Source organism: Aeromonas sp. FDAARGOS 1408, assembly GCF_019048665.1.
GTDB classification, from domain to species: domain Bacteria; phylum Pseudomonadota; class Gammaproteobacteria; order Enterobacterales; family Aeromonadaceae; genus Aeromonas; species Aeromonas dhakensis.
Window position 1 is genome coordinate 3,436,489 of sequence record NZ_CP077394.1, and the last position, 19,052, is coordinate 3,455,540.

A 19,052-nucleotide genomic window follows, 5' to 3' on the forward strand; every position below is an offset into this window, starting at 1 on the left:
CGCGGTTTCCCTCGGGTCAAGCACAAGGTCGGACGGACCGCCGCAGATGGGGCATCCATGCCCAACTGCGGCTGCGCCATCATTCCTGATGGCGCTCTTGACCTTGCGCCCTCCCCTCGGCGGATTACAGGGGGGAGCCAATACCCTGCCCCTCTGATGCACTTGCTGATACCTGAAACTCGCCGTATTGGCGCACTACGCACAAAGCCCCCCCATGCCAATTAATTTGTTGATCCTGCTCAGGAAATCATTACTCCCCTCTTTTCTCCCCGGCGGCACTCGCTACCATAGCCGTTTGGCAACCGTCTCGTCGGAGTCACCCATGAACCAGGCCAACGAAACCACGCAGCAGACTGGAGGCTGGAATTCAGGGGCGGTAGCCTTGTCGGCACATATCATGGCAAACACCGCCACGGTTTTTCCTCACAACGGCAATGCGCGAGAAAAATACGGAAGTCATGCGAACACATTCAGCGTCAGAGGCAAGAAATTAATAAGTGGTTTTTTAATGATATTGCTAATGATTGCTATCAGAGCGAAGCAGGGCTAGATGGAAGGCGGCACCAATGTGTTAGTACCGTCTTCCATCTAATTTTGATTAAGTTTCAGTCAAGGATTGTGGATTATCAAAATTGATATTTATGATGTGTTTATCGGTGAATCGGCCTTTGGCAATCCTTGTGGCGTGTTAGAGCTAAAAAACTGGCTTCCCGATAACGAGTTGCATCAAATCACCCGTGACATTGGGCTGCCAGTTACTTCCTTCATTACTAAAGTTGACGGAAAATTTCATATTCGTTGGTTTGCATTGGATGGTGAAATTAATCTTTGCGGTCACGGTAGTTTGGGAGCTGGCGCTGCAATTATTTCCAAGTACTCGCTGGATGAGGTGGTTTTCAGTAGCAGACATGGTGAAGTTGTTATTGCTAAAAGAAATGGCCTATATACACTTTTGCTGCCAAGTTGGGAGGGCCAGCCTTGTCCTGCTCCAGTAGAGATATCTGACTTAGCTGCCGATGCCATTGACGTTTTTTCTACTCGAGATTTAGTCTTGGTTTTACCCTCTGTAGAGAGGGTAATGAATTTCCAGCCAGACGATGAACGATTGAAGAAACTCAATGGCTATTATGCTCTAATCGTGACAGCCGCAAATGGAAAGAGTGGTTATGTTCTAAGATACTTCGCCCCTAAAATTGGCATATCTGAAGATTTGGCAACGGGCTCAGCACAATGCTCGCTTGCTCCTTATTGGTTTAAAAAACTTGGTTCAGATTCATTGAATGTGCATCAACTTTCAGTGTCTGGTGGTTATTTTGAAGTAGAGCGCACGACAGAGAGTTTAATCACGGTGTGTGCTCAAGCCAAGCTACGTGCTATTGCAATTTAACAAACGACTCAAGATGGGCTGTCAACGCACTATGTGTCCAGTCCCTAAGCCAAGCATTGGGGTTTACTGAAAAATGGCAGATTTCAAAGCTATCGGGAACGTTCAAATCAGTCCGATCCACAGAGTAATTTGCCATTGTGGCGGGGTTGTTATTGAACTGAGCTTGCCGAACGGAGTAGAAAACCCGAGGCGTTGCAATTGTTCTATCTGCCGTCGTCGTGGTGCCATTTGCTCTTCTGTTCCTGTCGCCAGTCTGCGCATCCTTCAAGGTGAAGAGTTGCTCACCCTGTATCAATTCAATACACATACGGCCAAACACTATTTCTGCAAAGTCTGCGGCATATATACCCACCATCAGCGTCGCTCCGATCCAAGCGTTTTCGCCTACAACGTCGGCTGCCTTGAAGGTGTCAATCCATTTGCTCTTGGAGAAGTACCCACATCTGATGGTATTAACCATATCTCTGATCGAAAATATGGAAAAACACCCTGACACTGCAGTCTAGAGAGATAGCCATCATTTTGAGTGCCATGTAGGAGTCAACAACTCGACGATTGACCACCTGAAGCGGATAGGCACTATGTTGTCCCCCTAACTCCCGCTTCATCCCGTCACAGGATCACAAGATGCCTTACTTCTTCTCGGATACAGCCCGCAGTGAACGCCAATACGCGACAATGTTGTTACCACACTTGCTTATGGCAGATGATTTTGCTGGCTTAGGAGCCCTTTTTAAACAACTGGGTCTACCTTGGTGTGCATCGAAACGATTAAGCGATACTGAGGCTGTTGCCGAACTGAACCCGATTCGAGATGTGGTTAAACCAAACCAGCCTGGCTGGGCAGATGATATTGAATCAGCTCAAAAGGCAAGGGCTGTTGTGCCAGATCTCTTTTTTCGACACGGTGACACCGCACTAGTGATAGAGGCAAAATTCTTTACACATCCCTCTAGTAGCGCACTTGCCGAACAGTTGCAGGAACAAGAGATCGCAATTCGACGCGCCCTGCCGAATACTGTTTATGGGACGTGCCAATTCCATTACTTGGCACTGACCGTCCTTCCCTTGGATAACATTGGTGATTGGCCTTCAAACTATCGTCGAATGACATGGACCGATATGCTACACACCATAGAGCCAGTGGTAACCGAGCCACCGAGCACAGATAAACACTATGCCCTGTCCACCATACGGGCAGCCATTGAACGGAGCACCAGCGAAGCCAACACATCAGCAACCGAAACAGGCCGTGAACCAACCATTCAAGCGCTCGTAGCAAAAGCACCTACATTGCTGGAAGCGGGTTACCAGTATATTGGTTTCATCGGTGGTCTGAGTGCGCTCGCCAATACCGACCTAAAAATGTTAGAGACCCGAGATCACTACAAGTATTCAGATTGCCAGCCAAATAAGAATTGGATACCGCTGGTAGCGGTGGTCGCTAAATACTTAGAGCTAAAGGCCGCTGCCTATGCCAAAACCACCGCATAAAAAAACGTGGCGGAGGTGAGAAAACGCTACACAGGAAGAGTACATAAACAGTAGTGGCAGCCCCTCCCCCACTTCGATGACCATAAAAAAATCCGAACCCCGGTAACAGGGTTCGGATTTTTTTCGTCTCCAGGACTATCGGGCGCTGTAGTAGATACCCCGGGGCCATCAGCCCCTTACGACCTCAGACCGGGTCGCCGGCTCCAAGCATGGGCCGAGGGTTTACCCCTTGGCCTTGTCGCGCGCTTTTTTGCTCGGTCGTCTGTTGCTGGGTTTGGCACGGCCGCCCTTGGCTGATTTACCGTGGTCCTTGCCCTCTTTCTCTTTGCGTTTGTCGTGACGCTCGGCGCTCTTGGCCTTCTCCTTCTTGATCTCGGCCATCTTGCGCGCCGCCTGCTTGGCGTTCTTGCCGGTAACCTGGAGGGGCTCTTCCACCATCACGAAGTCGATCTTGCGATCGTCCAGGTTCACGCCCATCACCTTGACGCGCACCTTGTCACCAAGACGGTAGCGGCGGCGGAAGTTCTCGCCGATCAGCTGCTGGTGCAGCGGGTCGAACTGGTAGTAGTCGTTGGTGAGGGTGCTGACGTGCACCAGACCGTCGATGTGGATCTCCGCCAGACGCACGAAGAAGCCAAAGCCGGTGACGCTGGCGATGACACCGTCGAATTCGTCACCCACGTGATCCAGCATGTACTCGCATTTGAGCCAGTCGGCCACGTCGCGGGTGGCGTCATCGGCGCGGCGCTCGGTCATGGAGCAGTGCTCGCCCATCGGATCCACTTCTTCCAGCTGGTAGTGGTAGCCACCGCTCGGCGTCCACTTGTGGCGCAGGTTGCCCTGCTGCTCCTTGGCGGTCTGATACTTGATCGCGCGGTGCAGGATGAGGTCGGGGTAGCGGCGGATCGGCGAGGTGAAGTGAGCGTAAGACTTCAAGGCCAGACCGAAGTGACCGATGTTGTCGGCCTGATAGATGGCCTGACGCATGGAGCGCAGCAGCATGGTGGAGAGCAGCTCCGCATCCGGGCGCCCTTCAAACTTGGCGGCCAGGTCGGCGAAATCCTTCGGCTCGGGCTCCAGGCCCCCCTTGAGCTCCAGGCCCAGCTCGGCCAGGAAGTCACGGAAGCCGGTGAGGCGCTCTTCGCCCGGGCGGTCGTGCACCCGGAACAGGGCGGCGGCCTCGTTCTTCTCGATATAACGGGCAGCGGCCACGTTCGCCTGGATCATGCACTCTTCGATGATCTTGTGGGCGTCGTTGCGCACCAGCGGCACGATGCGGTCGATCTTGCGCTGGGCGTTGAAGATGAAGCGGGTCTCTTCGCTCTCGAACTCCACCGCACCGCGCTGATGGCGGGCATGCTTGAGCGCCTTGTAGAGGTTGTTGAGCTCCTCGATGTGGCCCACCAGCGGCTCGTACTGCTGGCGCAGCTTGGGATCGCCATCCAGGATCGCCGCCACCTTGGTGTAGGTCATGCGGGCGTGGGAGTTCATCACCGCTTCGTAGAACTTGTAGCCGGACATGCGGCCGGCGGCCGAGATGGTCATCTCGCACACCATGCAGAGGCGGTCAACCTGCGGGTTGAGCGAGCAGAGGCCGTTGGAGAGCACCTCCGGCAGCATGGGCACCACAAACTCGGGGAAGTAGACCGAGTTGCCGCGCTGATAGGCCTCGGTGTCGAGGGCGGTGCCCGGCTTCACGTAGGCGGAGACGTCGGCAATGGCGACCCACAGGCGCCAGCCACCGCCGCGCTTGGCTTCACAGAAGACGGCATCGTCGAAGTCGCGGGCATCTTCCCCGTCGATGGTGACCAGCGGCAGGGCGCGCAGGTCGATGCGACCCTCTTTGGCCTTCTCCGGCACCTGTTCGCCGAGACCAGCAACCTCCTTGGTCACCTCCTCGGGCCAGGTGTGCGGGATGCCGTGGGTACGCAGGGCAATCTCGATCTCCATGCCGGGTGCCATGTTTTCACCCAGCACTTCCAGCACGGTGCCGACCGCGTTGAAGCGGGCAGTGGCGCGCTGGTTGATGCGCACGACCACCACCTGGCTCTGGCGAGCGCCCTTGTTCTCCCCTTCCGGGATGATGATGTCCTGGCCGATACGGCTGTCGTCGGGTACCACGAAACCGACGCCATTCTCGACGAAATAGCGACCGACGATGTCCGCCTCGCGGGCCTTGAGCAAACGCACCAGACGCGCCTCCTGGCGACCCTTGCGGTCGATCTCGGTGGGCTGCACCAGGGCGTAGTCGCCGTGCATCAGGCGCTGCATCTCGCGGTTGTTCAGGAACAGATCCGGGCCACCACCCTCGGGACGCAGGAAACCGAAGCCATCCTTGTGGCCGAGCACATAGCCTTTGACCAGATTCAGGCGATCCGGCAGGGCGTAACACTGGTTGCGGGTGAAGACCAGTTGACCGTCGCGCTCCATGGCGCGCAGACGACGACGCAAGGCTTCCAGCGGCTCTTCTTCGGTCAGCTTGAGGACCTTGGCCAACTCTTCACGGGACATGGGCTTTTCATGGCCCTTGATGAGGTCGAGGATCAGCTCGCGACTGGCGATCGGATTCTCGTATTTTTCGGCCTCGCGTTCGAGGAAAGGATCTTTTTGAGACATAAGCAGGCCTTAGGGTAGGTGGTAACGGCGACATTATATCGGAGGGGGGGGCGAATGGCATCCATCGACTGCCTTTTGGCCAATCTCTCTGTCATACTATGCACAGTTTGCAGTCATGATGAGACATGGAACTCATGAGCAAGGATTCGTTCGCCCAATCCGCCGCCTATCTCAAACAGGCGGTTCCCCTGATGATCAAGTATCAAATCCCCACCACGCCGGATAATTACACCCTTTGGTATAACTATGTGGCGGCCAGCATGCCCGAGCTCAATCAGGCCATCGATCAGGCCATCAAGCTGCAAGGCACCTGCTCGCTGACCACCTGCGAACGCCTCTATCACCAGCACCTTGCCGCCCAGGACGAGCAACAGATGGAGGCGATGAAGCTCAACCTGGCCGCCATGGCCAACGAGCTCGGCCACACCATGCAGGATGCCATCTCGGATACCGGCATGTTCCAGGAGATGCTCGACAAGAGTTTCGACCGGCTGAGCCTCATCGATGACGAGGGGCTGAGCCTGGAAGACACCATGGGGATCCTGCGGGATCTGGTGCGCGAATCGCGGGACGTGCGCATGTCGACCATGCACTTTCGCAACCAGCTCAGCAGCGCCGAGAAGGAGATCAAGGAGCTGCGCGAGGCGCTCAACGAGACCCGCAAGCTGGCCAACGAGGATGCCCTCACCAGCCTGCTCAACCGGCGCGCCTTCGATCTGGAGATAGACAGCCTGCTGCGCAGCAAGCAGCCCTTCTCGCTGATCCTCGCCGATATCGACCGCTTCAAGAGTTTCAACGACGAATATGGCCACCTGCTGGGAGATCAGGTACTGCGTGCCTTCAGCAAGCGACTGCGGGAGACCTGCAAGGAGGGCGTCACCGCCTACCGCCTCGGCGGCGAGGAGTTTGCCCTGCTGCTCCCCATGCGCAACCTGGCGCTGAGCCGCCAGATGGCGGAGAGCCTGCGCCGGGCCATCGAGAAAATGTCGATCCTGGATCGCAAGTCGGGCCGACGCATCGACCACATCACCGCCTCGTTTGGCGTTGGCGAGCACAACGGTCAGGAGACGGGCGACAGCCTGGTCGAGCGCACTGACAAGCTGCTCTACAAGGCCAAGGAGCTGGGCCGCAACCGGGTGATGCCGCTGCCATCCTGAACTCGCCAAACGCAAAAAGGCCGGTCATTGACCGGCCTTTTTCATGTTTGCCATCCCGGGATCAGAGGCTTTTCAGCTTCTCTTCCGGCAGAGCCAGTTCGTCATTGCGGTTGACGCCGATGCCGCGCTCCAGCACGTGGCGGGCGATGGCATGGGCCTCTTCCAATGAGTGCATGCTGTAGGTACCGCACTGATATTCGTTCAGCTCGGGGATCTTGCCCTGCTCCTGCACGGTCAGCACGTCGCTCATGGCGGCCTGCCAGGCAGCGCCAACCCGGGCTTCGTCCGGTGCACCGATCAGGCTCATGTAGAAGCCGGTGCGGCAACCCATGGGGGAGATGTCGATGATCTCAACCCCATCCCCATTGAGATGGTCACGCATAAAGCCGGCAAACAGGTGCTCGAGGGTGTGGATGCCGCGCTCGGAGAGGATCTCCTGGTTCGGCACGCAGAAACGCAGATCGAACACGGTAATGGTGTCCTTGTTCGGGGTCTGCATGGTCTTGGCCACACGCACCGCCGGCGCGGCCATGCGGGTGTGGTCAACGGTAAAACTGTCCAATAACGGCATTTCTGACTCCTGATTTGGTTACCAGAACCAGCCCCCGCTGGAGAGCTGATCCTTGCATTGTCGATACTGGGCGCCGTAGCGCTGGGCGCGGGCCTCCACCTTGCGGGATGTCTTCATCAGCCATCCCTTGCTGCGGTAGCTGCCACGCCGATAGCCACCCCACCCTTCGTGATAGTTGAGATACTGGCCATACGCATCCCACTTGGAGGTGCCGTTCAGCCGCTGGGCCTTGTGAGTGTACCAGCCCATGAAGTCGATGGCGTCGGCAAAATCATCGCGATCGCTCCAGCTGTTGCCGGTCTCCCGCTGATAGTCGGCCCAGGTTTCATCTTTGACCTGGGCATAGCCGTAGGCGGAGCTGGCCCGCCCGGTCGGGATGAAGAGGAAATACTGCATCGGCGGCTGGGCATCGTGCACGAAGGAGGACTCCTGATACATCATGGCCATCACCACCTGCACAGGCGTTCCCCACTTCTCGTTCATCTTGAGCGCCGCCTTGTGCCAGTCCGGCTTCTCGCGAAAGATCTGGCACAGGTTTTCCGGCTGGGCCGGCGGCCGGGTACTGCAGGCGGTCAGACCGGCCAGCAGGCCGGCCACCGCAACGAGGCGCATCCAGGACATCAGCGGGCTCGAGTCTCCATTCGTTGGCTCATCACAAGGCTCAGCCATCCGTCAGATGGCGTCTTCGTTCTCTTCGCCGGTACGGATGCGGATGACCCGCTCCACCTCGCAGACGAAGATCTTGCCGTCACCAATCTTGCCGGTGCGGGCGGTGTTCTGGATCGCTTCCAGGCAGGCATCGAGATCCTCGTCCTGCACCACCAGCTCCACCTTCACCTTGGGCAGGAAGTCGACCATGTACTCGGCGCCGCGATAGAGCTCGGTGTGGCCCTTCTGGCGGCCGAAGCCCTTGACCTCGGATACCGTCATGCCGTTGATGCCGATCTCGGCCAGGGCCTCGCGCACATCGTCCAGCTTGAACGGTTTGATGATGGCTTCAATCTTCTTCATGGTGACTCCTTACCAGTTTTGTTTGCCAAACCCGGACGTGATGGGGTAACGGCGATCCTTACCAAAGTTGCGGGCCGTGATGCGGGGCCCGACCGCAGCCTGACGGCGCTTGTATTCGTTGAGATCCACGAGGTGGATCACCTTGCGCACCACCGCCTCCTCGAAGCCTTCCGCCACCATGTCAGCCACGGAGGCATCTTCTTCCACATAGCGCTTGAGGATGGCATCCAGGATGTCATAGGGGGGCAGGCTGTCCTGATCCACCTGGTCCGGTGCCAATTCTGCCGAAGGAGGACGGTCGATGACCCGCTGCGGGATCACATAATCGACGGAATTGCGGTATTCGCACAGCTTGAAGACCAGCGTCTTGGGGACATCCTTGAGCACGTCGAAACCGCCGGCCATGTCGCCGTACAGGGTGGCATAGCCCACCGCCATCTCGCTCTTGTTGCCGGTGGTCAGCACGATGCGACGACGCTTGTTGGAGAGCGCCATCAACAGCACGCCACGGCAGCGGGCCTGCAGGTTCTCTTCGGTGGTGTCGCGGGCAGTGCCCTCAAACAGCGGGGCCAGCTGGGCCATGAAACCCTCGAACATCGGCTCGATGGAGATGATGTTGAACTCCACCCCCATCCGTTCGGCCTGCTCCTTGGCATCTTCCACGCTCATCTGGGCGGTGTAGCGGAACGGCATCATCACCGCCTGCACCTTGTCGGCGCCGATGGCATCGGCCGCGATGGCCAGAGTCAGCGCAGAGTCGATGCCGCCGGAGAGGCCCAGCACGGCGCCGTGGAAGCCGTTCTTGGTGACGTAGTCGCGCACCGCCAGTACCAGTGCCTGATAGGTCTCGGCCAAGGGTTCCAGTGGTGCGGCGGGTTCCCGCTCCTTCACCGGCTGACCATCGGCAAAGCGCACCAGCGCCAGCTCTTCGGCAAAGGGGGCGAGCTTGTGAGTCAGCTCGCCCTGGCTGTTGAACACCTTGGAGCAGCCGTCGAAGATCAGCTCGTCCTGACCGCATACCTGGTTGAGGTAGATGAGCGGCAGACCGGTCTGATCGCAGCGCTCCGCCATCAGCTCGCGTCGGATCCAGGGTTTTTCCTGATCGTAGGGCGAAGCATTGATGGTGAGCAGCAGCTCGGCCCCAGCGGCCTTGGCGGCCAGCGCCGGCCCCGGCTGCCAGAGGTCTTCGCAGATGAGCAAGCCCAGCTGATGACCACGGAAGGGGACCACGCAGGTCTCGGTTGCCGCGGTGAAGTAGCGCTTCTCGTCGAAGACCCCGTAGTTGGGCAGATCCTGCTTGAAGTAGCGTGCGACCAGCTGCCCCTGTTCATAGAGGGAGGCGGCATTGTAGAGCGCCTCCCCTTCACGCCAGGGGTGACCCACCAGAATGGCGCAAGCCCCCTGCCATGCCGCGATGCGGGTCAGCGCGGCCTCCACTCGGATCATCAGATCGGCGCGCAGCAGCAGATCTTCCGGCGGGTAGCCGGTCAGGGCCAGTTCGGAGCAAACCAGCAGATCGGCGCCTTGCCGATCGGCTTCGGCGGCTGCCGCCAGCACCTTGTCACAGTTATCTTCGATGGCGCCTACCGTCAGATTCAACTGGGCAAGCATCAGAGAGAGGGCTTTTGCCATGGCGATGCATCTTGAATTCGAAAATGATGGGGAATGATAAAGAAAAGGCGCTGGCTGTGCCAGCGCCCAAGACTCAGGGGGTACAAGTCAGGCTGCTCGCGTTGGTCACGCCGTTGTCCACCAGCAGGCCACAGGGCCCGGTGATCACCTGACCGCTGGCGGGCGGTGTCATGGCGATGCTCAACGACGCCGGTTTCAGCAGATAGGTGGTGTTACCCTGGGCACTGTAGGAGAAACTCACCACCAGGCTGCTGTTTTGTGCCGCCGTGCAGACATAGGTGGCCGGCTGGTTGTTGGCCTGGGGCTTGTCGATGCGACAGGTAGCCCCCGTGGTGGTGGTGGTCACGCTCAACCCGTTGAAGGTGTTCTTGTTGCACGCCGTGGGGGATGGGTCCTTGTTGCTGACCTTCTCCAGACACTCGATCCGCCCCGACACGGTCAGGGTCGGTACGGTTTGGGCGCTGGTATCGATCGCCACCGGCATGCTGGCGCTCTTGGCTTCACTCTGATCCACTGGCGAGATGAGCGAGGCGGTGATCCCCGAGTTGCCTTGATAGGCGGTCACCTTGATCGACGCGCTCTGCAACACGTTGGAGGCATCCTTGGTGCTCTTCTTGGCAGACAGGTAGCCGCGACTGTAGCTGCCGAAGTAGTAGTTGTTGAGATCGACCACCGTCTTGACCGTCTCGTTGGTCACCCCTACATAGTCGGAGACACTGCCGGTCAGCTGGCCACTCAAGGGCACCAGACTCCACTCGGCCAGCATGGTCAGGTTGATATCCTGGAATGGCACCCTGGCCAGCAGATCCTGCGAGGTCAGGTCGAGTGCGGCCAGATAGGTGGGCGAGAGCACATCCACATAGATGCCGCGCGCGATCAGCTGGGCCGTGCCCGTGCTCATGGTGACCTTGGTCGTGGTGTCTCCCCCCGCCGCCGCGTTGGCAGGCAACCAGTCGGCAAACTCGGTGATGGTCGGTGGCGTGGCTGTGGGGTTCGCTGTCCAGTTGAGGGTGTTCTTCTGCCAGGTGATATAGGTGGTGACCACGTACTTGATGTAATTCTGGTAGCTGGTCTGATTGGCCGTCTTGGCGAGGAAGTCGGCGCTGGCCACCACCACCTTGATCAGGTTCCACTCGGGCAGAGGGCGATAATAGCCATCGAGCCGGACAAAGCGGCAGGCATCCACATAGTCGCCACTGTTGACCGAGGTGAGCGAGCTGTTATAGCGCTGCCTGTTGGTGTGCAGCGGGGAGTAGAACTGATCAAAGCTGCTGCCACTGCCATCGAAGTGGTTCTTGCAGCAACTGGTGCAGAGGGTGGGTTGATCCTTGACGCTGCTGTTGAGGATGCCGGTCTGCTTGGTGACCTGGGAGCCCACGCTCCAGTAGAGAAGATTGCTGTCGGTCAGGATCGCCTGGCCCGGCAGGTAGGCATTGACGCTCGAGCCGTAACTGCAAGAGCAGGAGACCGAGGCCAGATCCTGCAGCACCTGCTGGGTGTTGCCACCGTTGTCGGGCTTGTAGGTGACCGTCTCGAACTGCACCAGCTTGCCGACGGTGCCATCCTTGGAGGTCACCGTCGGCAGCGGTTTGCTGGTCTCCTGCTTGCGCCCTTCCTGATCGATTTGGATGGAGATGACGTCCGGCGCCACCCCCGGGGTATAGACCACCTGGGGTGGCTCGCGACTGGTATCGAGCCCGCCATTCAACTGGTTCTGGGCCAGTGACTCTGCCGGCGACACTGCACCGGCCAATAACAACGAGATCGGATTCCCGTCATTGTCGCTCCAGCTGACGGTTACGTTGACGACCTTGCGACCCGGGTAGGACTGCAGGTATCCCGCCGGGGCCGTGGTCTGCCAGGCCGTACCATTCCAGTACTGGTTGTTGACGGTCCAGCTCAGGGTATAGGTCCCGCCGCCGTCGGCGGGGGTGACCGTACTGGTGCCCGCCGCAATGCTGTTATAGGCCGTGAGCGGAGAGACGGCACTCACTACGCCGTTGAAGGTACGAAAATCATCGAGTTTCGACTCGGCCAGCCGCATCGCCACCTCATAGCGCCGACCGTCCTGGGAGGCCCCGAGGATCCCGCGCGACATGGCCACCAACCCGGCCACCCCCACCCCGAGCAGAACCAGGGTGATCAAGATCTCCAACAGCCCGAATCCCTTGTGCGGTTTCATGTTCGCTCCTACCAGTCCCGCCAGCTACCGGGCACTAGGTTAATGATCTGAAATGCGGCTCCATTCTCGATATTGCTCAGCACCGCTTGGTCGTACTTGGCGTCGAAGGTCCCGTTGGCGGTCTTGCCCAGTTGGTAGTTGGCAACCACTGCGCCATTGACGATGGCGCCCCCCTTCAAGCTGATATCGTTGGTAGTCGTGGCGGGTGTGGAGGAGTAGGCGAACACCAGCCCATAGAGGGTGGCGTTGCCGTTGACCATCAGATCCCCGTTGCGCACGATAAGTACCACAGGTGCGGCAACCGAACCGATCGAACCGCCCGGCTTGCAGTCCCCATCGACGATGATGAGTCCACGGGAGGCGGTCGACAACGAATCGCAATTGGTCAGCATCTGCACCGCCCGCGACTCCAGATTGGCCCATCCTGTTGCATCGTCATTCTCGTTGAACAGATACCAGACCAGATCGCTTGGGAAGGCGGTATCGTTGTCCTTGATGTCCGACTGCTTGTCCCCCTTCTGGCTGATGTAGGCACTGCACCCTCCGCTGTAATCCCCCTGATGGCAGGTCTGACCGGAGCCATTGGTCAGATCCACATTACCGTTGGTCCAGATGGAGAGCGGCACCCCAGGCCCGCCCCCGTTGGGATTGGCCACCACGGTAAAGTTGCCGGAAACGGCCATACCACCGGCAACCGTCAGGGGGGCAGCCGGGGTGCCAGCCAATACGCTGACCTTGATGGTCTTTATCTCCACATCGGCATTGGCAGTACTGTCAACCAGGGTAGCCTGGGCTCGCACCCTGACCGGCGTCACGCTCGCCCCACCCACGGTCACGGCTGTGTCGTCCAGCGCAAACAGGGTATAGGTACCGGCCGACACAGTGACCGACACGCCACTGCTGGCGCTACGCCAACTTGCGTCCTGTGCCAAGCGGCCGACCCCGTCGGATAAACCCAGTTCGGCCAGGGCCAGCGCCTGTCGATACTGCACTTCGTTGAGGCTGACACGGCGGTCAGACACCATCAGCTTGCCCACCAGCAACGAGATGCTCAGCAACATCACAGTAAGCAGCAAGGTAACGGTGAAGGTGGTAAAACCAAGATGACGTTGCATGACATCAATACCCGTCGTTGCGCAGCTTGATATCACGCTGCAGAGTGAGTTTGAGTGCGGTATTGGCCTTGAACTGGCCTGATATGTTCAGCCGCACCGTCCGTGCACCTGACGAGACGCTGCCACTCAACAGCGAGAAGGTGAGATCCGTAATTTCGATGGTATTGTCGGTACTCAGCAGGCTGCCGGTGCTGCAACTGGTGCCAAGCTGCACCCCTTTGTCGGCACTGTCGTAGCTGTAGATATAAGTTTCATCAGCCCCAAGAGAGCCGTTGTTATCATCATCGTATTTCAGCCTGATGCAGCGATAAATCTTGGAGCCTGTGACCGTCTCATTCATCAGATCGCTGCTGGTATCGAAATAGAAAGGAGATCTGGCTCCCGATGCCGCGCCGAGAAAGGCTGTCGCCCCCTGATCATAACCGGTGCGCTGCACGTCACGGGCAATCATGTCGGTGACGCTCTGCAGCTCCTGATTGAGGCGGCTCACCTGCATGGAGGTTTGATTGACCCTGAGGATGGTGGCGAACAAGGATGTCACCGCGGCGACCAGCAGCAGGCCTGCGACCATGGCAACCATCAGCTCCACCACATTGAATCCCCTTGGTGCTCTCAACATGCAGGCACCCCACTGACATTGCTGACTCCGCAGGTACGCACACGTCCGACATTGTTGGTCTTGACCTGCATGGAGTAGGTACCGGATGAGATGGCAATATTCCCCGCCGTCAGGGAGGACCTTCTGGGAGAGATACTCAGGGGCCTGATGTTGCTTGACGATTCACTGTAGCTGGCAACCAGGCTGATACCGGGATATTCACTGGCATCGCCCCCTTTGCGCCCCTCAATGCTGGAACAGTGATCGCTGCAACTGTTGCAGCTGCCATCGATAAAAATGCGGTAACACCAATTGCTGGTGCCGCTGTTGAAGATGATGAATTGCAGGGTGCGATTACGCTTGATGGCCTCGGACTTCAGCAACATCACATCCGTATACACCGCCTGGGTGGCGGCCTTGACCATCTGCTCCTGGCGCAGTGATTGATAACTGGGAATCGCAACGGTCAGCAGCAGAGCGACCAGAGACAGGGCGACCATCAGCTCTATCAGGGTAAAACCGGCGGATCTGCCCTTTCTGCCTTCCATCGTTCAAGACTCCTTTCTTTTTGCACATGCCAGTAGAGCACACCGTCAGTACTATCCTATAGTATCAACCTGTTTCACGAAGCATGCCGCCCCATGAAAGCCAAACAGTCCGGAATCACGCTGCTGGAACTGCTCGTTGCAGTCGCCATCGTCGCCATCATTGCATCCATCGCCTACCCCAGTTTCAGCGACGGTTTGCGCAAATCCCGTCGAGCCGAGGCGTTCAAGGGCTTGCTCAGCATGCAGCTGAAACAGGAAGAGTTCAGAGTCTCCAACACCAGCTACGGCACGACCCCGTCCCAGGTGGGCAACCCCACCAGCAGCTACTATGACTTCACCATCTCCGGGGCTACCGCAACCACCTACACCCTGATCGCCACCAGCAAGGGAGCGCAGGTGGGTGACAAGAGCGGCAGCACCGCCTGCGATACCCTCACCCTCAACAAGGCTGACATCAAGACCCCGGCCGCCTGCTGGTAACATATTACCAGCACTCGGCGGCCGTCATGCTGGCCATCGACACCCCCTGCTGCCCCCCCTGATCCAGAGTCAGCAAGCCGCAGGGGTCGCCGTTCATCACCCCGGTCGGGATCGCCGTCAGGGTATAGCGGGCGCCGCTGGCATTGAGCGCCAGATTGTAATAGGCAGCCCCGCCATCCCTGGGCAAGGTGGCCAGTCCGGCTGAGGCCAGATTGCCGCCATCATAGTTGCCATCGGCAGTAAACTGCCGCTCCATGTATTGCGCCGCCTCTAGCAGGGCAGCCTTGGCCTCGGCCCGCTTGGCCGATGCCATGTAGCTGTTGTAGCTGGGGTAGGCAATCAGGGTCAGAATCGCCATCACGGCTACAGCAATCATCAGCTCCAGCAGGGAAAATCCACGCGCCATCTCCACCTCTACTCCAGTTGCAACCAGGACTGGCGACCCCCAAGGTCACCCGCCCCCTCTTCCAGCGTGACCGAGATATTGCCGCTGGAACCGCTGATGTACTTGCGCTCCATGTCGGCATCCTCCACCACGCTCGGCGTCGTGGTGAGCTCGTCAAACTGCTTGCCGCTGACCGGCACCTTGATGTCGTTGCCGCTGCCGTCCTTGATCCCCACATAGTCGTCATCGTTGACGGCCCCATCGCCATTGACGTCGAACACCGAGTAGCTCAGACGCGCCCCCGAGACAGGATCCAGCTCCATCAGCCAGGAGCGTCCACCAAAGTCACAAGCATCCGCCGAGGGGATCAGGGTATTGAAGATCAGCCGTTTGTTGCGGTAGAGCATCTCCGAAACGGCTCTCTCCCCTACCCCCTTGCTCAACGCAGGGGACTTCAGTACCAGATACCACCCTTTCTGACTGGTGTAGTTGACCGCCGTGTTGGAGACCACCCTCACGTTGAACTTGATGGTGGTGCCATTGGCGGAGTATTCGTGAGTGATGCTCTGCTGCTGCAACTGGCTGGCGAGCACGGTCGCCCCCGCATCCCAAATGCCGTAGACGGCCTCCAGCCTGGGGGTTGCCGGCAACAGCTTGTCGTCATTGGTGAAATAGCTGCCGGTTCCCATCAGCACCATGATGCCCCCCTTGGGATGGCGGATGGCCAGCGGGCGCATGGTGATGGGCTGGCGCGTGCTGGCAGAGCAGGTCCCGTTACACGCTTGAAACAGCGGTTTTGGCTTGTTGCCGGTCTTGAAGGCACTCCCCCACTGGGCGCTGTTGTTGTCGGTCAGGTCGAATTTCCACAGATTGCCCTGCAGATCGCCGGCATAGACATAGTCCGCCACCCGATCGCCGTCCTCGTCTACCGGCAGGGGGGATGAGAGGCCATTGGGTTCGCTGGCCGAGCCCACCTGGGTATCTATCTCCTTGATCACTGCGCCGGTCGCCAGATCCAGCACAAACAGCCGGGCGGTCTGGCTGGTGCTGTTGTAGCCGTTGGCCACCAGCGCCACCCATTTGTTGCCGGACTTCACCCGGACCAGGGTCGGCGCAGCCAGCGCTACCCCCATCTCGGCGTTGGTAAACTCCCACAACATCTTGTCGGCGGTGAAGTTGTCGGGGGCCGTCACGTCGATGGCAAAGACCGCCTTGCCACCGGCGCCGGTCGACCCCAGCAGCACGGTTTTCCAGCTGCTGCCAAGATAGGCATCCCCCACCTTGGGCGTACCGTCCACATAGTAGCGGTGGCTGTAATCCGGCTTGGTCAGCAGGCTCAGATCCCCCAGCAGGCTGGCCGGGATGTAGCCCAGCGTCTCCACCCCGTTGGCGACCCGAAAACCGTGCAGCATGCCGTCGTTGACCCCCACGTAGAGCATGGGAGTACGGCGACTGATGGCCGTCGAGCCAAGGAAATTCTGGTAGCCCTCCCGCTCGGCCTGGGTCAGGCCGGTGGCGCTGCCATAGCCGTAGTCCCGGTTGCCGACATAGACGGGATCCGAGTTGATGATGTCCCCCAGCAGGTCGCTGCGGCTGCGAAACAGGCCGCCATTGCTCTGCTCACGGCTGCGATCACCGCGCAAGTAGGCGACCCGGTTTTCCCCCTGGTTGTCACCGGCGAGGTTGAACAGGGCGCGATTGGTGGCGTTGAGATCGGCCCAGGTGAAGGGAATGCCGACCCCGTTCTGGCGAGTGAAGAGGCTGCGGGCGGTATGGGCAGGGATCTGGGTTGCGGCATCCCAGGCCATGTTGCCCAGCGAGCCGTCGCTGTTGAGCGGAATGGAGATGAGCTGCCCGGACCAGTCGCCACTGTTGTAGCGGGCCTGATAGATGTGGGTATTGCTGTCCAGCCGGGTGGCGTTGGCGGTCACCGAACTGGCGGAGCTGTTGCGTGCCGCAATTTGGGCCAGGGTACTGCTCAGGGCCGCGGCAAAGACGTCGGGATCACCCGCGCTGAAGAAGCTGCCCTTGCTGTTGAGCGCCGCGTGCCACAGGTCATCGATCTTGTACTCCGGAATGTAGGTCGCGTTCTTGTACTCCTTGTCATCCGGATCATGGGGATTGGGCCAGCTGTTCGGGATGCCGTTGGCCGGATTGAGCGACCCGTTGACCCCGAGCCCCACGGTAAAGTTGACCAGATGCTGCCAGTTGGCGGGATCTACCGTGCTGGTCGGCACCTTGTCGGCCAGATCGGCACGCAGGTCTGTTTTCCAGTACTTGTAGGCCACGTCGGCCAGGGTATTGCTGTAGCCATCCTTGTCCAGATCCCCTACTGAGGGGGTATCCCCGTTCCAGTAGCCATCGGTCATCAGGATGTTGTAGCTCTGCCGGCAGGTGAGGTGGGGCAAGGTGCTGCCGGCGCTGGCCGCCCAGGGGCCATTGTTGTCGGTGCGGGAGAAATACTCCCCCACATCCTTCAGGCTGGTGCGCAGCGGCGTGCCGGCGGCCGGAATGTCGCGGCTGTAGAGGTCGCTGAAAAAGGCGCTGCGATCGGTGCCGGAGAAGGGCGCCACCCCGCGGATCACGCTGCCGCTGGCATTGATGGTGGCAAACCCCACCCGCAGGGCCTGTCCCTGACTGGCGAAGGCACGACCGACCCCGGCCCGGGCAGCCAGGATCCGGGAGCGATAGTAGGTGTACCAGTTGGCGAAGTTCTGAATCTCCTCCTCATAGGTACAGACAGGAGCACTCTTGCAGTCGCTGCGATTGGGACGCCCGCCATAGGTGCTGCCCGACTTTATCTCGACCCGGGTATAACTGCTCGCCCTCTTTACGTCACCGCTGCCCTTGTAGGCGAAATAGACGGCGGGCCAGAAGGTCTCGTCATCGTTGTAGTCGCTGGAGGAGAACCCGGTGTAGTAGCGCAACGACTTCGAGCGGTTGTTCTTGGTCAGGTCGCGACAGCCGGCGGCGATGTTGAAGGGGTTGTGCGGCGCGCAGCTGATGCTGGCATTCGCCATCAGGGTACCGTCCGCCTTGGCCCAGGGGCGGTAGCTCAGCAAGGGGTTGTAGTAGAGCTTGTTGTTGTTGCTCGAGCGGGTGTAGGCGTTGCGATCGTTGTTGCTGGTGAAGGTCACGGTCCGGTTGTCATAGTCCTCGCTGCCATAGACGTTGTCGGCACGGGGATAGACGTAGCGAGCGCTGTTTTCGATCAAATCCTCCGGCATCAGCTCGAAGTGCATCGAGCCGGAGTCATCCAGACTGAACATGATGTTGGGTTCGGCCCGGGTGCCGAGATAGAGGGGAACCTGGGCGATGTCGAGCGCCGCCTGCACCTGGGTGCAGAGCAACAGGGCACAAAATCCGTAGCCAGATGCACGCATGGTTCCCTCCTAGCGGCTGTAGGTCGATTGCAACAGCACCCGGCTCTCGTCCGAGAGGCCGAATCCCCGAGCCGTGATGCGATAAAGACGGCGCTCGCTGATGGGTTCGTCCACCGCCAGGCTCTCGTTGCTGCTCTGGGTGTAGGGCAGCCGCTCGATGAAGTACTCTGGGGCCCGTCCCGCCAGCCCGCTATTGGCATAGGTACGCCAGGCCGTGGAGGGAGAAGCGGGATCCACCGCCACGCTGACGAACTCATAGAGGCCGGCGCTGTTGTCGTAGGGGCCTGAGTTGCCTGCCTCCAGATAGCGCTCGGCAGCGCGCAGTGCCGCCTCTGCCGCCTGCAGCGCCTGTTGCGACTCCTTCTGGTTGCCCGCCATCTTCTCCTGCAGCAGGGCGCTCTGCATGCTGGCCATCGCCAGCAGGCTCACTACCGCGAGAAAAATCAGGCTGATCACCAGTGCCATTCCCCCTTGTCGCCCCATCATGCCTCCC

At 59.3% G+C, this 19,052-nt stretch carries 18 protein-coding genes; 6 read left to right on the plus strand and 12 right to left on the minus strand.

What is annotated here, in order from left to right:
* The first annotated feature begins 322 nt into the window (after positions 1 to 322).
* From I6L38_RS15775 to I6L38_RS15790, 4 genes are all read left to right on the plus strand, one after another.
* The gene (locus I6L38_RS15775; RefSeq protein ID WP_201882840.1) at positions 323 to 550 is read left to right on the plus strand and encodes a hypothetical protein; all 228 of its coding nucleotides are present in this window, start codon (positions 323 to 325) and stop codon (positions 548 to 550) included.
* A 96-nt stretch (positions 551 to 646) separates the two neighbouring features.
* Entirely contained in the window at positions 647 to 1,387 is a 741-nt protein-coding gene (locus tag I6L38_RS15780; RefSeq protein ID WP_201882846.1) for a PhzF family phenazine biosynthesis protein, read from the plus strand.
* A gap of 73 nt (positions 1,388 to 1,460) precedes the next feature.
* Entirely contained in the window at positions 1,461 to 1,880 is a 420-nt protein-coding gene (locus tag I6L38_RS15785; protein WP_017782205.1) for a GFA family protein, read from the plus strand.
* A 134-nt stretch (positions 1,881 to 2,014) separates the two neighbouring features.
* Complete coding sequence (locus tag I6L38_RS15790) at positions 2,015 to 2,881, plus strand: hypothetical protein (RefSeq protein WP_005308857.1); 867 nt, start codon at positions 2,015 to 2,017, stop codon at positions 2,879 to 2,881.
* A 222-nt stretch (positions 2,882 to 3,103) separates the two neighbouring features.
* Here I6L38_RS15790 and rnr read toward each other — a convergent pair whose 3' ends face one another.
* On the minus strand, positions 3,104 to 5,497 hold the full coding sequence (gene rnr, locus I6L38_RS15795) for a ribonuclease R (RefSeq protein ID WP_216988705.1): 2,394 nt from the start codon (positions 5,495 to 5,497) through the stop codon (positions 3,104 to 3,106).
* A gap of 134 nt (positions 5,498 to 5,631) precedes the next feature.
* On the opposite strand from rnr, the gene I6L38_RS15800 reads away from it, so the two are divergent.
* Positions 5,632 to 6,654, plus strand: coding sequence for a GGDEF domain-containing protein (locus tag I6L38_RS15800; protein WP_026139011.1), 1,023 nt, complete (start codon positions 5,632 to 5,634; stop codon positions 6,652 to 6,654).
* A 61-nt stretch (positions 6,655 to 6,715) separates the two neighbouring features.
* Here the strand turns inward: I6L38_RS15800 and luxS are convergent, their stop codons facing one another.
* The 8 genes from luxS to I6L38_RS15840 form a co-directional block, all read right to left on the minus strand.
* Positions 6,716 to 7,225, minus strand: coding sequence for an S-ribosylhomocysteine lyase (luxS, locus tag I6L38_RS15805; protein ID WP_005308851.1), 510 nt, complete (start codon positions 7,223 to 7,225; stop codon positions 6,716 to 6,718).
* An 18-nt stretch (positions 7,226 to 7,243) separates the two neighbouring features.
* Entirely contained in the window at positions 7,244 to 7,837 is a 594-nt protein-coding gene (locus I6L38_RS15810; protein WP_272943021.1) for a transglycosylase SLT domain-containing protein, read from the minus strand.
* A gap of 60 nt (positions 7,838 to 7,897) precedes the next feature.
* The gene (gene glnB, locus I6L38_RS15815; protein WP_005308848.1) at positions 7,898 to 8,236 is read right to left on the minus strand and encodes a nitrogen regulatory protein P-II; all 339 of its coding nucleotides are present in this window, start codon (positions 8,234 to 8,236) and stop codon (positions 7,898 to 7,900) included.
* 9 nt (positions 8,237 to 8,245) lie between these two features.
* Complete coding sequence (locus tag I6L38_RS15820) at positions 8,246 to 9,868, minus strand: NAD+ synthase (RefSeq protein WP_216988706.1); 1,623 nt, start codon at positions 9,866 to 9,868, stop codon at positions 8,246 to 8,248.
* 73 nt (positions 9,869 to 9,941) lie between these two features.
* Positions 9,942 to 12,050: a prepilin-type N-terminal cleavage/methylation domain-containing protein gene (locus I6L38_RS15825; RefSeq protein ID WP_216988707.1), complete on the minus strand. Its 2,109-nt coding sequence runs from the start codon at positions 12,048 to 12,050 to the stop codon at positions 9,942 to 9,944.
* Between the two features lie 8 nt (positions 12,051 to 12,058).
* The gene (locus tag I6L38_RS15830) at positions 12,059 to 13,165 is read right to left on the minus strand and encodes a hypothetical protein (RefSeq protein ID WP_005308842.1); all 1,107 of its coding nucleotides are present in this window, start codon (positions 13,163 to 13,165) and stop codon (positions 12,059 to 12,061) included.
* A 4-nt stretch (positions 13,166 to 13,169) separates the two neighbouring features.
* Entirely contained in the window at positions 13,170 to 13,757 is a 588-nt protein-coding gene (locus I6L38_RS15835; RefSeq protein WP_005308840.1) for a PilW family protein, read from the minus strand.
* A 20-nt stretch (positions 13,758 to 13,777) separates the two neighbouring features.
* Positions 13,778 to 14,311, minus strand: a complete 534-nt coding sequence (locus tag I6L38_RS15840) for a GspH/FimT family pseudopilin (protein ID WP_005308838.1) — start codon at positions 14,309 to 14,311, stop codon at positions 13,778 to 13,780.
* Between the two features lie 93 nt (positions 14,312 to 14,404).
* Here I6L38_RS15840 and I6L38_RS15845 point away from each other — a divergent pair, with 93 nt between their 5' ends.
* Positions 14,405 to 14,791, plus strand: a complete 387-nt coding sequence (locus I6L38_RS15845; RefSeq protein ID WP_005308836.1) for a type IV pilin protein — start codon at positions 14,405 to 14,407, stop codon at positions 14,789 to 14,791.
* Positions 14,792 to 14,795: 4 nt separating this feature from the next.
* Here I6L38_RS15845 and tppA read toward each other — a convergent pair whose 3' ends face one another.
* The 3 genes from tppA to I6L38_RS15860 are packed head-to-tail and all read right to left on the minus strand — an operon-like array spanning position 14,796 to position 19,045.
* Positions 14,796 to 15,197, minus strand: a complete 402-nt coding sequence (gene tppA / locus I6L38_RS15850; protein WP_010635132.1) for a type IVa pilus pseudopilin TppA — start codon at positions 15,195 to 15,197, stop codon at positions 14,796 to 14,798.
* A gap of 8 nt (positions 15,198 to 15,205) precedes the next feature.
* Positions 15,206 to 18,559, minus strand: a complete 3,354-nt coding sequence (locus tag I6L38_RS15855; protein ID WP_043169250.1) for a pilus assembly protein — start codon at positions 18,557 to 18,559, stop codon at positions 15,206 to 15,208.
* 9 nt (positions 18,560 to 18,568) lie between these two features.
* Entirely contained in the window at positions 18,569 to 19,045 is a 477-nt protein-coding gene (locus tag I6L38_RS15860) for a PilX N-terminal domain-containing pilus assembly protein (protein ID WP_005308830.1), read from the minus strand.
* Positions 19,046 to 19,052 lie beyond the last annotated feature (7 nt).

Bases quoted from the DNA above. Each gene is read 5' to 3' on its own strand.
- I6L38_RS15845 (WP_005308836.1), top strand. From the start codon at position 14,405: ATGAAAGCCAAACAGTCCGGAATCACGCTGCTGGAACTGCTCGTTGCA.
- I6L38_RS15820 (WP_216988706.1), bottom strand. From the start codon at position 9,868: ATGGCAAAAGCCCTCTCTCTGATGCTTGCCCAGTTGAATCTGACGGTA.
- I6L38_RS15785 (WP_017782205.1), top strand. From the start codon at position 1,461: ATGGCAGATTTCAAAGCTATCGGGAACGTTCAAATCAGTCCGATCCAC.
- I6L38_RS15830 (WP_005308842.1), bottom strand. From the start codon at position 13,165: ATGCAACGTCATCTTGGTTTTACCACCTTCACCGTTACCTTGCTGCTT.
- I6L38_RS15810 (WP_272943021.1), bottom strand. From the start codon at position 7,837: ATGCGCCTCGTTGCGGTGGCCGGCCTGCTGGCCGGTCTGACCGCCTGC.
- I6L38_RS15855 (WP_043169250.1), bottom strand. From the start codon at position 18,559: ATGCGTGCATCTGGCTACGGATTTTGTGCCCTGTTGCTCTGCACCCAG.
- I6L38_RS15790 (WP_005308857.1), top strand. From the start codon at position 2,015: ATGCCTTACTTCTTCTCGGATACAGCCCGCAGTGAACGCCAATACGCG.
- I6L38_RS15825 (WP_216988707.1), bottom strand. From the start codon at position 12,050: ATGAAACCGCACAAGGGATTCGGGCTGTTGGAGATCTTGATCACCCTG.
- I6L38_RS15800 (WP_026139011.1), top strand. From the start codon at position 5,632: ATGAGCAAGGATTCGTTCGCCCAATCCGCCGCCTATCTCAAACAGGCG.
- rnr (WP_216988705.1), bottom strand. From the start codon at position 5,497: ATGTCTCAAAAAGATCCTTTCCTCGAACGCGAGGCCGAAAAATACGAG.
- tppA (WP_010635132.1), bottom strand. From the start codon at position 15,197: ATGGCGCGTGGATTTTCCCTGCTGGAGCTGATGATTGCTGTAGCCGTG.
- I6L38_RS15775 (WP_201882840.1), top strand. From the start codon at position 323: ATGAACCAGGCCAACGAAACCACGCAGCAGACTGGAGGCTGGAATTCA.
- I6L38_RS15840 (WP_005308838.1), bottom strand. From the start codon at position 14,311: ATGGAAGGCAGAAAGGGCAGATCCGCCGGTTTTACCCTGATAGAGCTG.
- I6L38_RS15860 (WP_005308830.1), bottom strand. From the start codon at position 19,045: ATGATGGGGCGACAAGGGGGAATGGCACTGGTGATCAGCCTGATTTTT.
- luxS (WP_005308851.1), bottom strand. From the start codon at position 7,225: ATGCCGTTATTGGACAGTTTTACCGTTGACCACACCCGCATGGCCGCG.
- glnB (WP_005308848.1), bottom strand. From the start codon at position 8,236: ATGAAGAAGATTGAAGCCATCATCAAACCGTTCAAGCTGGACGATGTG.